At 62.0% G+C, this 12883-nt stretch carries 15 protein-coding genes; 11 read left to right on the forward strand and 4 right to left on the reverse strand.

All coding sequences use genetic code 11. The features are described from left to right. Window positions 1–42: 42 nt before the first annotated feature. Window positions 43–531 carry an RDD family protein gene (locus ACSFC5_RS12665; RefSeq protein ID WP_440765611.1) on the forward strand — a complete coding sequence of 163 codons (489 nt, stop codon included), beginning with the start codon at window positions 43–45 and terminating at the stop codon, window positions 529–531. A 324-nt stretch (window positions 532–855) separates the two neighbouring features. Further along, window positions 856–2352, forward strand: a complete 1497-nt coding sequence (gene gatB / locus ACSFC5_RS12670) for an Asp-tRNA(Asn)/Glu-tRNA(Gln) amidotransferase subunit GatB (RefSeq protein WP_440765612.1) — start codon at window positions 856–858, stop codon at window positions 2350–2352. Window positions 2353–2380: 28 nt separating this feature from the next. Here gatB and ACSFC5_RS12675 read toward each other — a convergent pair whose 3' ends face one another. Then, on the reverse strand, window positions 2381–2854 hold the full coding sequence (locus tag ACSFC5_RS12675) for a toxin-antitoxin system TumE family protein (RefSeq protein ID WP_440765613.1): 474 nt from the start codon (window positions 2852–2854) through the stop codon (window positions 2381–2383). A 2-nt stretch (window positions 2855–2856) separates the two neighbouring features. Next, window positions 2857–3366 carry a DUF7342 family protein gene (locus ACSFC5_RS12680; protein ID WP_440765614.1) on the reverse strand — a complete coding sequence of 170 codons (510 nt, stop codon included), beginning with the start codon at window positions 3364–3366 and terminating at the stop codon, window positions 2857–2859. Window positions 3367–3620: 254 nt separating this feature from the next. Between ACSFC5_RS12680 and ACSFC5_RS12685 the strand changes: the two genes are divergently transcribed. The 6 genes from ACSFC5_RS12685 to ACSFC5_RS12710 all read left to right on the forward strand — a co-directional run bounded on the left by ACSFC5_RS12685 (window position 3621) and on the right by ACSFC5_RS12710 (window position 9539). Next, on the forward strand, window positions 3621–4589 hold the full coding sequence (locus ACSFC5_RS12685; protein ID WP_440765615.1) for an MBL fold metallo-hydrolase: 969 nt from the start codon (window positions 3621–3623) through the stop codon (window positions 4587–4589). 209 nt (window positions 4590–4798) lie between these two features. Continuing rightward, window positions 4799–6151, forward strand: a complete 1353-nt coding sequence (locus ACSFC5_RS12690; protein ID WP_440765616.1) for an ABC transporter substrate-binding protein — start codon at window positions 4799–4801, stop codon at window positions 6149–6151. 54 nt (window positions 6152–6205) lie between these two features. Further along, the gene (locus ACSFC5_RS12695; protein ID WP_440765617.1) at window positions 6206–7051 is read left to right on the forward strand and encodes a branched-chain amino acid ABC transporter permease; all 846 of its coding nucleotides are present in this window, start codon (window positions 6206–6208) and stop codon (window positions 7049–7051) included. Beyond that, on the forward strand, window positions 7044–8093 hold the full coding sequence (locus tag ACSFC5_RS12700; RefSeq protein ID WP_440765618.1) for a branched-chain amino acid ABC transporter permease: 1050 nt from the start codon (window positions 7044–7046) through the stop codon (window positions 8091–8093). The genes ACSFC5_RS12695 and ACSFC5_RS12700 overlap by 8 nt, the downstream gene beginning before the upstream one ends. Continuing rightward, on the forward strand, window positions 8090–8821 hold the full coding sequence (locus ACSFC5_RS12705) for an ABC transporter ATP-binding protein (protein WP_440765619.1): 732 nt from the start codon (window positions 8090–8092) through the stop codon (window positions 8819–8821). Before ACSFC5_RS12700 ends, ACSFC5_RS12705 begins: the two co-directional genes overlap by 4 nt. Window position 8822: 1 nt before the next feature. Then, the gene (locus ACSFC5_RS12710; RefSeq protein WP_440765620.1) at window positions 8823–9539 is read left to right on the forward strand and encodes an ABC transporter ATP-binding protein; all 717 of its coding nucleotides are present in this window, start codon (window positions 8823–8825) and stop codon (window positions 9537–9539) included. A gap of 53 nt (window positions 9540–9592) precedes the next feature. Here ACSFC5_RS12710 and ACSFC5_RS12715 read toward each other — a convergent pair whose 3' ends face one another. Then, window positions 9593–10054, reverse strand: a complete 462-nt coding sequence (locus ACSFC5_RS12715) for an acyl-CoA thioesterase (RefSeq protein ID WP_440765621.1) — start codon at window positions 10052–10054, stop codon at window positions 9593–9595. Between the two features lie 103 nt (window positions 10055–10157). After that, a complete protein-coding gene (locus tag ACSFC5_RS12720) occupies window positions 10158–10949 on the reverse strand; it encodes an N-acyl homoserine lactonase family protein (protein ID WP_440765622.1) in 792 nt (263 codons plus the stop codon). A 126-nt stretch (window positions 10950–11075) separates the two neighbouring features. Between ACSFC5_RS12720 and ACSFC5_RS12725 the strand changes: the two genes are divergently transcribed. The 3 genes from ACSFC5_RS12725 to ACSFC5_RS12735 all read left to right on the forward strand — a co-directional run bounded on the left by ACSFC5_RS12725 (window position 11076) and on the right by ACSFC5_RS12735 (window position 12875). Further along, window positions 11076–11210 carry a transporter gene (locus ACSFC5_RS12725; RefSeq protein ID WP_440765623.1) on the forward strand — a complete coding sequence of 45 codons (135 nt, stop codon included), beginning with the start codon at window positions 11076–11078 and terminating at the stop codon, window positions 11208–11210. Between the two features lie 104 nt (window positions 11211–11314). Further along, window positions 11315–12619, forward strand: a complete 1305-nt coding sequence (locus ACSFC5_RS12730; RefSeq protein WP_440765624.1) for an NAD(P)/FAD-dependent oxidoreductase — start codon at window positions 11315–11317, stop codon at window positions 12617–12619. Window positions 12620–12716: 97 nt separating this feature from the next. Beyond that, window positions 12717–12875, forward strand: a complete 159-nt coding sequence (locus tag ACSFC5_RS12735; protein ID WP_440765625.1) for a hypothetical protein — start codon at window positions 12717–12719, stop codon at window positions 12873–12875. Window positions 12876–12883 lie beyond the last annotated feature (8 nt).

The following is a 12883-nucleotide window of genomic DNA, read 5'->3' on the forward strand; positions in this document are numbered from 1 at the left end:
TCAGCTATTATGACACGGGCACGTACGACACCGGATCGACGCGTGACCGGCGTAGTGGGACGACGGATCATTGCTCAGACTATTGATACCGTGTTTCTGTTGATTCAGTTGCTGGCGATAACACTCGGACTGACACTGCTCTTCCGCGTTGAGACGGACGCGGGGTTCCAGGGAATGTTCACGCTGAGTTTACTCACCCTTCCGCTGTACGGTGGCGTTCTTGAATGGCTCTGGAACGGCCAGACGGTCGGAAAACGACTCACCGGTATCCAGATCGTCGACGTCGATTATGGGACAGAGCCGGCAGCCTACCAGGCCTTCATTCGGAATATACCCGCTGTCGTGTGGTTCAGTTGGATCACGGCTGCCGTCGCTCTGGCTGCGATGGCGATGAGCGACCGTCGACAGCGCGTGTTCGATTGGGTTGCCGGGACCTGCGTCATTCGCTTCGGGTCGACAGTGAACCGGCAACAGTCTGAAGATCAGAACGAGTTTAGAAGCGAACAGTTAGACAATTTGAATAATATTTGATGACAGTGTACTTCGTTTTAGAAGGGAGCCATCTTCCGAAGAAAGAAATTAAAGCGATAGGGGCTCTCCCGAGTCGAGTTCGAGAAGCATTTCACCTGCACTGAGTACTCTCCACGTTCGCAAGCCGAGCCAGCGCTCGTGGAACTCCGGCGTTCACATCGCCGATCACGTCATTGTGAACGCTATACCGATACTGCCCGGAATATACCCATGCTAACCGTTCTGTGACACGCTGGATCGATATCTCGTCGCTCCAGTACCGGACTGAGGACCAGCCGTCTCCAGTCGTTACGTTTTACCCCTGCCGGCCCGAACCGAGGCGCAATGACCGCCCAGACCGTCCAGCAGGGCGACCTCGTCACCGTCATCGGCCTCGAGGTCCACGTCCAACTGGAGACCGACACGAAGATCTTCTGTGGCTGTGCGACCGACCAGACCGACGAGCCGAACGCGAACGTCTGTCCCGTCTGTCTCGGACTGCCAGGTGCCCTCCCGGTGCTGAACGAGGCTGCCGTCGAGGGCGCCGTGAAGATCGGCAAGGCGATCGACGCCGAGATCCCCGAAGAGACCCGGTTCCACCGGAAGAACTACTACTACCCCGACCTGCCCAAGAACTTCCAGATCACCCAGTACGACGAGCCGATCTGTCAGGAGGGCGAACTCGAGGTCTCCGTCGAGGGCGAGCGCCGGACGGTCGCGATCGAACGCGCACACTTGGAGGAGGACCCGGGCAGCCTCCAGCACGTCGGCGGCGGTGGCGGCATCGACTCGGCGGAGTACACCCTCGTCGACTACAACCGCGCGGGGACGCCGCTGATGGAGATCGTCACGGCCCCCGACTTCCGCAGTCCGAGCGAGGTTCGCGCCTTCCTCGCGAAACTCGAGGAGGTCCTCGAGTACCTGGGCGTTTTCGACGCCGAGCGCGACGGCAGCCTGCGGATCGACGCCAACCTCTCGATCATCCCCGAAGACGAGATCGAGAGCGACGACGTGACCGATATCGGCGCGGAGGCGCTCGCAGCTGCAAACCGCACCGAGGTCAAGAACATCTCGAGTCACAAGGGGGCCGAGAAAGCCTTGGCCTACGAGGAGACCCGCCAGAAGAACGCGATCCAGCGCGGGCGCGCGGTCGAACAGGAAACCCGCCACTGGGACGAGAGCCGCGGGATCACGGTCTCGATGCGCTCGAAGGAGGAGGAAAAAGACTACCGCTACTTCGAGGAGGCCGATCTGCCGCCGCTGCGCGTCTCCCACTGGAAAGAGGAGATCTCGATTCCGGAGCTCCCATCCGCGCGACGCGAGCGCTTCCAGGACGAGTACGGGCTAAACGAGGAGGCCGCCTCGAAGCTGACCTCGACGAAGCAGGTCGCGGACTTCTACGAGGACGTCGCGAGCGAGTTCGATCCCGATCTGGCTGCGACGTGGGTCGCGGACAACCTGCTGGGCGAACTCAACTACCGTGACATGGAAATTACGGACCTCGAGGGGCGCTTCGAGGAGGTGACGCGACTCGTCGAACTCGTCGCCGAAGACGATATCACGGCGAAAAACGCCCGCGAGACGGTGCTGCGATCGATGCTCGACGACGAGAAGGCGCCGGACGAAATCGTCGAAAACGAAGGGCTCGGCAAAACCGACGAGGACGAAGTCCAGCAGGCCGTCGTCGCGGCCATCGACGAGAACCCCGACGCCGTCGACGACTACGCGTCGGGCGACGACGGCGCGATCAACTTCCTCGTCGGGCAGGTTATGCAGAAAACTGGGGGGAGCGCGGACCCCGGCGACGTGAACCAGTTGCTTCGGGGCGAACTCGAGGGGTAGGTCTTGAACCCGTACGAGAATCGATGTCTCACGGTGGATCATCGAGACCGTTCGGGTCGGCGATCGCTCCACTATCGTACATCGACCTCCACAGTTTGATTGTTGCTCTGGCAACGTACTCGACAGCAGAGACGCTGATGCACGACGCCTCGACATCATCGTCGTCGCTCGATGCAGTTGGCGGTGGGTGGAAATGTGACTCATCGCTCGGCGCCGTATAATCATGTGGGTGGGCGTCCCACCGTAGATCCCGGCTCTCATCCGTATAATGAACGTTGTACTCTCCATTGACCGTCCATTCAACGTCGAACCTCCCAGACGTCGCATCCCCGATGCCGTCTGAAAAAAGGATACGTAGCTCTTCAGGCTCGATCTGATCATCGAACTCGGCCCGTGCTAACGGCTCCTGTGCGATGACCGCGTCGCGAAATGTGATCAGCCCACGACGATCAGTAGCACCGCGTATCGAATGCGATTCTGAGCTGTGACTCCCCGGCGACATCGCTATGCGTTCGCCTGCCGGTCGACGATATCTCCGGCCTGATCGAGCGCAAGTGCGACTTTCGCAAAGCTGAGGTTTCGCTCGGTGGTCTTCCACGTTCTAATCGTCTCCTCGTCGAGCTGCGTATCGTTCCACGCGATGTCCTCTGGGCTATCCACGCCAGTGGTCTCCTGAAACGCTCTAATCCGCTCTCTCATCTCATTTACTTTCTGAAGCAGCGTCTCCGAGTCCGTCTGATCTGCCATATCTCGAGCCTGTTCTAAGACTAACGACTGCCACGATCGAAGGTACAGCGTCGCGCCGCTCGTCGGATCCGACGTCCTCTCGACGAACCCATCGTCTGCGAGGTCCTCGAGGTGAGAACGAGCGGTGGATTCTGCGACTAACGCTCGATCGGCAATGTCACGTGCCGTCTCACCGTCATACGTCCCACCAACTATCGACTTCACTCGCTGAAACGCTGTTGTATCCTCCTTCCACTCCTCTTTAACGACGTCATTGACATCAGCCATACCCACGGAACACTACTGTACGAGTAATAATCAATTTGCGGCTCAATATATCAGTGTTAGCGAGTCATAGTCCGCTCAATCTCCGTGATTCAAATCACCTCATCGAGAGGCTCACTAGTCTCGACTGGTTTTGACCGCCGATTGTCGTCGACAACTCCACTCCCGTCCACCCGTGGGCGGTGAATCTGGAAGGGGCCAGAACCGATGTGCCGCTACCAGTACAATTACGAACGGACGACCTGTGCTGTGTCGACATGGACCGTATCACGTTGGGGAACGACGAGTTCGAGGGGCGTAACAACGCGTACGTCCTCGCCGACGAAAATAGCGAGACACCGAAGTCACGTGACGACAAACTCGCGCTCGTCGATACCGGACTCGCGACGGAAGGGATTCGAGCGGAACTGCGGGAGGGACTGGCCGAACGCGGCTACGCGTTTTCTGACGTCGACGACATCGTTCTGACTCACTTCCACGTCGATCACGCGGGACTCGCCGGCGAGATTCAGTCGGAAAGCGGCGCGACAGTGTACGCACACGAGGCCGACGCGCCGCTCGTCGAACAGGAACCCGACGCGGTGGCTGCCCTCGAGGAACGACGCCGGGAGTATTTGGATCGGTGGGGCGTCCCCGACGACGCCCAGGAGTCGTTGCTGGAGTTCCTCGAGCGAGCCGCCCACCTCGAGGGCGAACCGGCCGAGGTCACGCCGATCGAGGACGGCGAGGTGCTCGAGGTCGGCGGTCGAACGCTCGAAGCGGTCCACGCACCGGGTCACGCGGCGGGGCTCTGCTGTTTCGAAGTCGAAACGGGTGGACGGTCGGACGCGTTCGTCGGCGACGCCGTCCTCCCGGTTTACACCCCGAACGTCGGGGGCGCGGACGCGCGCGTCGACCGGCCGCTCGAGAAGTACCTCACGACGCTCCGACGGCTCGCCGACCGGGAGTACGACCGGCTCTGGCCCGGCCATCGGGATCCGATCGACGACCCGCGCGACCGAGCGCTCGAGATTGTCGATCACCACCGCGAGCGAAGCGAGGAGGTCCTCGGGATTCTCGAGGAGCACGGCCCGGCCAACGCGTGGGAGGTGAGTGCACACCTATTCGGCGACCTCGAGGGGATTCACATCGTCCACGGGCCGGGTGAAGCGTTCGCCCATCTCGATTACCTCCGTCGGGAAGGGACGCTCTCGGTCAGCGAGGAGAGATACCGGTTGGGAGAGTGATCGGCTGCGACGGGAATTTTGGTTTCACGAACGATTGACGTAATCGCTCTGTGTTTGTAAAGGAGGTGACGATCGTTCCCACCCCGCCACAGTGTGTCTGTTTCGCGACACATATTCATTGGTAAATTTAGACGGGAAAATTGGTAACAACCCTCAGAGTTAAGGTGACATGATTAATATACCAAGATGGATGTCCTAAGTGGTATATAATGGATAACGATAATCAACAGAGCGGATCTGACAGTGGTGGACGGTTTGGGATCGGACGACGGAACTTCCTCGGAGCGGCCGGGGCGACGGCAGTAACGACCTCGTTGGCCGGCTGTTTCGGGGGAGTTGGCGGCGGCGACGACGATATCTTTCGGATCGGACACCTCGGGCCGACGGAACTCCAGATGGGACGTGGTGCAGAGCGGAGTGCGGAGCTCGCGGTCCAGGAACTGAACGACAACGGCGGAATTCTCGATCAGGAGGTCGAACTCCTCTCGGAAGACACTGGTGGAGAACCGACGGAAGGGGAGCGGGTGACTGAAAGTCTTGTTCAGGAAGACCAGGTCGATCTCCTCGTGGGGACCTTCGTCAGTGAGGTCACGCAGGGACTCATCGATTTCGTCGCGGAGATGGACGTGCCGTTCGTTATTACGGGCTCGGCCGACCCCGACACGATCACGCAGAACCACGGGCAGGACTACGAGCACTACAAAAACGTCGTCAGAACTGGACCGATCAACTCCGACCTGCAGGCCGAGGGGATGGCAGGGTACGCGAACTACCTCAACGACCTCCACGGCTGGGAGGACTTCGCGATCCTGTCCGACGACGCCGCCTGGACGACGTCGTTCAGGGATATCCTTCCGGACCAGATCGAAGAGAACGACGATCTCTCGGTCGTCTACGACGACAGAATGTCGGTCGAGACCGAAGACTTCAGTCCGTTCCTCGACAATGCCGAGTCGGAAGACGCCGACGTCGTCCTCCGGTTCATCGCGCACGCGGGTGCAGCAGCCTTTACGAGCACCTGGGCCCAGAACGAGTATCCGTTCGCACTCGAAGGGATCAGCGTGCCCGGAATGTCCCCCGAGTTCTGGGGGGCTACCGAGGGTGCCTGTCTGTACGAAACGACGTCCCAGTCCGGCGCCGGTGGCGTCGCACCCCTGACCGACCGAACGATGGACTTCATCGAGGCCTACGAAGCCGAATACGTCGGCGATGGGCAGGATCCACCGAGCAAGCCCATGTACATGGGATTCAACTCCTACGACGGAATCCTCTTCTACGCGGAGGCGGCCGAAAACGCCGGCACGGCCGACTACGATAGCGACCTCGACGATATCGTCGAGGCCATGCTCGACCTCGAGTTCACCGGCGCTGCGGGTGACATATCGCTCTACGGTGAAGATTCGGACTTCCCACACGACGTCCGGGAGACCAGAAACGAGGACGACGTGATTTCGAACTTCCCGGTCACGCAGTGGCACCCGGACGGCGACGACGGTGTCGTCGAATGCGTCTACCCGGAACAGGATGCAACTGAAGAACATATCGCGCCCGATTGGCTCTGATTCGTAGCCCAAGGAATGTTAGGACAACTAGTCACAATTTTGGTATTGGGGGCGATGATCAGTGCCGTCTACGCGCTGATTGCGATCGGATTTACCATGATCTTCGGCGTCGGTGGTGTGTTGAATCTCGCACACGGCGCGTTGATCATGGTCGGTGCGTTCGCCTACCTCGCGCTTACGTCCAGTGCTGGAACGTTTGCACTGCCACCGGTCGTTGGGTTCGTTCTAGCGGTTGCGATTACAGCCGGTGCATCGTACGTCCTCTACGCGGGGCTCGTGAAGTATATCGAAGACAACGTCGTGATCACGTTCCTCGCGACGGTCGTCGTCGCACTCCTGCTGACGGAACTGGTCATCATCCAGTTCGGCGCCGCGCCATCACAGCTCATCCCGGTCGTCTCGGGATCGGTCTACCTCGAGGGCGTCGGGACACGGATCCGGTACGTACAGCTGCTCGCGTTCGCGGTCTCGTGGATCGCGATCGGACTGCTGTGGTATTACGTGACCAAAACCGACGAAGGGCGGTCGATTCTCGCGACGTCGATGAGCACTCGCGGTGCGGAGCTCACCGGTGTCGACCTCGAGAAGATCAAGTCCCGAACGTGGTTGATCGCCGGCGCCTTCGCCGGAATCGCCGGCGTCTTTCTCGGGACGCTGCAGTCGACGGCACCCGAGATGTGGCTCAATCCACTCGCATTGGCCTTCATTATCGTCGTCATCGGCGGTATCGGCAGCATCAAAGGGTCCGTCGTCGCGGCGTACCTCATCGGCTACCTCGAGACCGCATCGATCGAGATCCTCGGTCCGGGTTTCCAGGGGGTTCTGTCGCTGATCGTCCTCGCAGTCGTCTTGCTACTCTTGCCACACGGTCTCTACGGGAGGGAACTCGTCCATGAGTAATGCAACAGATCGGATACAGAGTGCGACGGGCCGTATCGATCAGTCACTCCAGCCGCTTGCGGACGTATACAACCGCCCGTTCGGCAAGTACTTCGGCGAGATGAACGGACTGCAGTTCGTGCTGGTCTTCGGCTCGCTCGTCGCACTGCTGACGGCCCCCTTCTGGGGGACCTTCGGCTTCGTCAGAGCGCTGACCGTGGCGGCCATCTGGGCGATCTTTGCGATGAGTTGGGACATTCAAAGCGGCTACACCGGCTACATCAGCTTCGGTCACTCGGTACTCTCCGGCGCCGCAGCGTACACGACGGCGATGCTCGTCCACAACGTCGATCCGGGGATGTCGATGGCGATCACGATTCCGCTATCGATCCTCGCCGCGCTCGCGGTCGGACTCCTGATCGCGCTGCCGTCGTTACGGTTGACCGGACCGTACTTCTCGCTGATCACGTTCGTCGCCGTGTTGATCTTCTACCGGCTCATCCCCTCGTTCAGCCAGTACACCGGCGGCGAAACCGGGATCCAGGCCGTCGAGGTGTTCACGTACGATCCCCTCGCTCGGTTCTACTACATGGTCGTGCCGATGCTGGTGATCGCCGTCGCGCTCACGTTCATCGCTCGATCGAACATCGGACTGGTGCTGATAGCTATCCGCGAAAACGAGGCCGCAGTCAATGCGGCGGGTATCGACGCGACGAAGTTCAAGATCTTCTCGTTCGCACTGAGCTCGATCCCGATGGGCATCGGCGGCGTGTTGCTGGTTCACTTCACCGGCGGCGTCGATCCGACCACTTTCATCGTGGTCGATCGGAGCATCGAGATGATCGCGATGGCCGTCCTCGGCGGGATGAGTTCGATCCTCGGCCCGCTCGGTGGTGCGTTCTTCCTGATTCTACTCCGGGATTTCGCCCTCGCCGGCCTCTCGTCACCGGTTCGGTGGACGGCCTTCTGGGCGCTCGTACTGATCGTGTTAGTGTTCGCCCGAGACGGCCTGTTCCGGATGCTCTGGAACGCGCTCGATCACTACGGTGGTGATCGACGATGAGTCTTCTCACCGTAGACGGAGTGACGAAGCGGTTCGGGGGACTCGTTGCAGTCGACGACTTCTCCATGGACGTCGAAGAGGGCGAGATCGTCGGGCTGATCGGTCCCAACGGCTCGGGGAAGTCGACGGTGTTCAACTGCATTATGAGCATCTACGACGTTACCGACGGGACGATTCGGTTCAACGGAACCGACATCACGGACAAGAAGACCCACGAGGTCGTCAACGGCGGCCTCTCGCGAGTGTCTCAGGAGTCCAACCCGATCGATCTCTATCCCGTCGCCGGGAACATCAAGCTGTTCACGCTGCCGAACAAGATCACCTCGCTTCGCGGCGGTGCGAGCGACGAGGAGATCTACGGGTACGCGGCCCGCGTCGGCCTCGAGGACAAACTCCAGGAAGAGCCCGGCTCATTGCCCCACGCCGACGTTCGGCGCCTGGAAATCGCGAAGGCGCTGGCGACGGAGCCAGAGATGCTGTTGCTCGACGAGCCGTTCGCCGGGATGAACCAACAGGAGATCAGCGAACTCGCCGCCCAGATCGAACAGTTCCGCGAAAACGGAATGACGATCGTCGTCGTCGACCACAACATGGGCGGGCTGATGGAGCTGGTCGACCGGATCGTCGTGATCAACAACGGGGACAGACTCGCGTCCGGTACGCCGGAAGAGATCGCGAACAACGAAGCGGTTCAGGAGGCGTACCTGGCCGGAACGGAGGAGATCTAGAATGACCGACCCATACCTCGATGTACAGGACCTACACGTCTACTACGGCAAGTCACACGCCCTGAAGGGGATCTCACTGACGGTCGAAAAGGGTGAGATCTACGGCGTGATCGGCCCGAACGGCGCCGGCAAGACGACCATGCTGAACGCCATCGCCGGCTTCGTCGAGTACGAGGGATCGATCACCTATGACGGGATCGATCTGGCGACGGTACAACCACAGCAGATCGTCCGCGATGGCCTGATCTACTGCACCGAGGACCGGGATCTGTTCCCGTTCTTCTCGGTTCACGAAAACCTCTTGATGGGAGCGCAGTTCCGCGACGACCGCGACGCGGTCCAGGAGGACCTCGACATGGTCTACGATCTGTTCCCACGGCTTGACGAACGTCGAACGCAGGAGGCCGAAACCATGAGCGGTGGCGAGCAACAGATGCTCGCCATCGGCCGGGCGCTGATGAGCGATCCCGATATGCTCATGCTCGACGAACCGACGATCGGACTCGCGCCCGTGATCATCCAGGATATCAGCGAGGCCATCGAAGCGTTACAGGACGAAGGGCTGACGATCCTTCTGGCCGAGCAGAACTCGACGTTCGCGCTGCGCCACGCCGAACGGCTCTCGCTGATCGAAACCGGCGAGATCGAACTCGCGGGAACGTCCGAGGAGTTCCACGACAACGAGTACGTCCGGGAAGCCTACGTCGGCATCCACTAACGCCGCACGGTCATTTTTTCGTCGAGAACCACCTCGCTACTCGAGCGGCCGCGCTACGAATCAACGCCCTCGAGACCGCCCTGAAACGCCGCGACGGCCTCCCGAAACGCGTCGGGGACGGCGATCGGCTCCTCGGTCTCGAGGTCGACGGCGACCTGCGTGACGGTGCCGTCGGCGACGAGGCCGTCGTCTCCCTTCCGTTTCACGCGGTACTCGAACGTCAAACTCGCCGTGCCCATCTCGACGACCCGCAGTTCGTTGACGAGGACGTCGCCGAACTCGGCCGCGTCGCGGTAGTTCAGTTCCGCGTTGACGACGTGGACCTGCCAGCCGTCGGCTTCCATCTGCTCGTAGCTGTAGTCGATCTCCCGGAAGAACTGGGAGACGGTCTCGTCCTGGAAGGTGAAGTACTCGCCGTAGAAGACGATCCCCTGTTGGTCGGTCTCGGCGAACCGGACGCGATTCTCGAAGACTGGCTGGAACGCCGGCCGGTCGGTTTCCTCAGCGGATTCCATACCCCCAATCGCCGTTCCGAGGGTAAAAATCGTACCGGCTACGGCAGTCCCGCCGCGGCGCTCGACGCGGAGTGGCGACGAGCTATCCGACTCGTTCGCGACGCTACAGCGACGCCAACGTCTCGAGGTCGTCACCATCGTGTCCGCAGATGACGGTCGCGTCGTGCCGTCGCTCGAGGTCTTTGACCGTCCGGAGGCTCTCGAGCCAGTGGCGTTTGCTCCAGAGTAACTGCCCGCCCATCGGCTGTTCGTCGTGATAGTTCGCCCGCGTGTAGGCCTGGTCGCCGGCGAGGACGACGGTACCGGCGTCCTCGAGTTCCAGTTGGACGCCGAGCAAACCGGGTGTGTGCCCCGGGAGGTGGAGGAACTCGAGGTCCTCGACGAAGTGCTCCCGGTCGCCGTGGACGATTTCCCAGTTCAGATTGCGGTCGAAGTCGCCGGCGACGTAGGCCTCGTCGCCCGCGTCGGTCTTGGCGCTGTAGTAGGCGAACTGCAGTTCCTCCTCGTGAACGTAAATGGGCGTGTCGGTGCCCTCGAACGCGTAGAGCCCGCCCGCGTGATCGAGATGGAGGTGGGTCTGAATCACGCAGTCGATGTCGGAGATGTCGTAGCCCGCGTCGGCGAGGTCGTCCTCGAGCGGCCGCAGCCCGGTGTGTTCGAACGCGGCGTAGAGCTCCGCGGGCCAGTGACCGGCATCGGCCTCCGGATGCGAGCCGGTGTCCCAGAGGATCGTCGCTTCGGGATGGTCGATGACGAGGTTGTAGACGGGGCCGTCGCCCATCACCGTCTCCGGGTTCGGCTCGTCAACCGTCCCCAGCGTTGCCCCCTCGATGATGTTGTTAACGTCGGTGGTGATCGTGCCGCGCTCGATCGGCGTAACGGTCGCAGAAACCATGGTTGACACTGTGTCCGGCCGGGCATAATTCCGGCGGCGAGAGTCCTCGCTCGAGCGTCGGCCTCGCGGATCGCTCGCTGTGAATGCCGGCCACAAGTCTACCTGATAGTTCGTCGTAGCTGTCACATGGTTCGCACCTCGACGATCATGATCATCGCCGGTATCGTGCTTCTGCCCGTCCCGATCCCGCCGTTCGCGACCATCGCCGGACTCCTCCTGATCGTCGCGGGGATCGGTCTCCGGGTGTTGACCGATCTGTAGCCCGCAGTCGAATCGGCTTCACGCGATCGTCGAGCGCCGCGACCGCCGAACCGGTTGCATGGGTAGGTCCACGATTTTACGTCTCTCGACGTGAGGAGTTGCATATGCAGACGACTCCACGGGTGCTCGTGGTCGGCGGCGGACTCGCCGGTCTCGTCGCGTCGCGCCACCTCGCCGGCGGCGGAGCCGACGTGACGCTCCTCGAGCGCGATGAGACGGTCGGCGGCCGGGTCCGGACGCTCGAGCGGGACGGCTACCGATTCGATCGCGGTTTTCAGGTGCTCTTTCCCGCGTATCCCGCAGTGCGGCGGGAACTGGACCTCGAGGCCCTCGACCTCCGCCGGTTCACCTCGGGCGCAACCATCGCGCGACCGGGCCGACGGTCGGTACTCGCCGACCCGCGCCAGCGACCTGGCGCGATACCCGCGACGCTGCGCAACCGCGATATCACGATGGGCGATCGGCTTCGCGTCGCTCGACTCTGGTGGGCATTGCGGGGAACCGATCCGGATCGCGTCTTCGACGATGCGCGCGAGGAAGACGTCTCGATCGAGCGCTTCCTTCGCGAGCGCGGCTTCTCCGACGGGTTCGTCGAGGAGTTCGTCGCACCGTTCTACGGCGGGATCACCCTCGATCGATCGCTGTCGACCTCGAGCCGGGTCTTCGAGTACACGTTCGCGACGCTCGCGGCGGGCGGGGCCGCTGTTCCGGCGAGGGGGATGGAAGCGATTCCGGCACAGCTCGCCGAGCGCGTCCGGGATGTCGGCGGCGCGATCGAAGCGGGTGTTGAAGTGACGGCGATCTCGAGCGGTGAGTCGACGGCGACCGTCGAAACGGCCGACGGAGCGACGCGCGACGCGGACGCTGTCGTCGTCGCCACCGATCCGCCCGCCGCACGGGAGTTGACCGGTCTCGAGTCGATCCCGACCGACGCGCGGGGCTGTGTCACCCAGTACTACGCGCTACCGGACGGGACAGATCTCGAGACCGGCAAGCGATTGGTGTTGAACGCACACGAGGACGAAGGACCGAACCACGTCGTTCCGCACAGCGCCGTGGCTCCCGAGTACGCGCCCGACGGGAGGACGCTCGTCAGTGCGACCTACCTTGGCGAACCCGAAGACGACGACAGGACACTAGCCGAACGGACGCGGCGGGCGCTCGAGTCGTGGTATCCGAAACGGCGGTTCGAGGGCCTCGAGACGCTACACACCGATCGAATTCCGTTCGCCCAATTCGACCAGCCGCCGGGGATCTACGACCGGCTACCCGACGCTCGCGATCCGGACGGCCCGGTCTACCTGGCGGGCGACTACACCCGCTGGTCGTCGATTCAGGGCGCGATGCGCAGCGGGCGGGACGCGGCCGGAGCGGTGCTCGAGGACCTGTCTCAATACCCCGTCGCGTGACGAGCACGCGATACCCCGCCGCGTCGTGGACAGTCGAATTCGGCGGCCGATCGATCAGGGGCAGCCACTATCCGTCAGCGGGTGGTAGCCTCGCGGAATGACGGGAAACGGCACGGGACGACCCGAAGGAGTCGATCGACGGCTCGCCCGGCTGTTCGTCGCCGTGGTGAGCGTCTCGCTCACGGTCGGCGCGTTGGTCGTTCTGGCGGCTCATCGATTCGGAGTCGCGGTGATCGAACGGCTGCGTCGGCGCTAATCAGTAGC

The organism is Natronorubrum marinum (assembly GCF_052040125.1).
Taxonomy (GTDB): domain Archaea; phylum Halobacteriota; class Halobacteria; order Halobacteriales; family Natrialbaceae; genus Natronorubrum.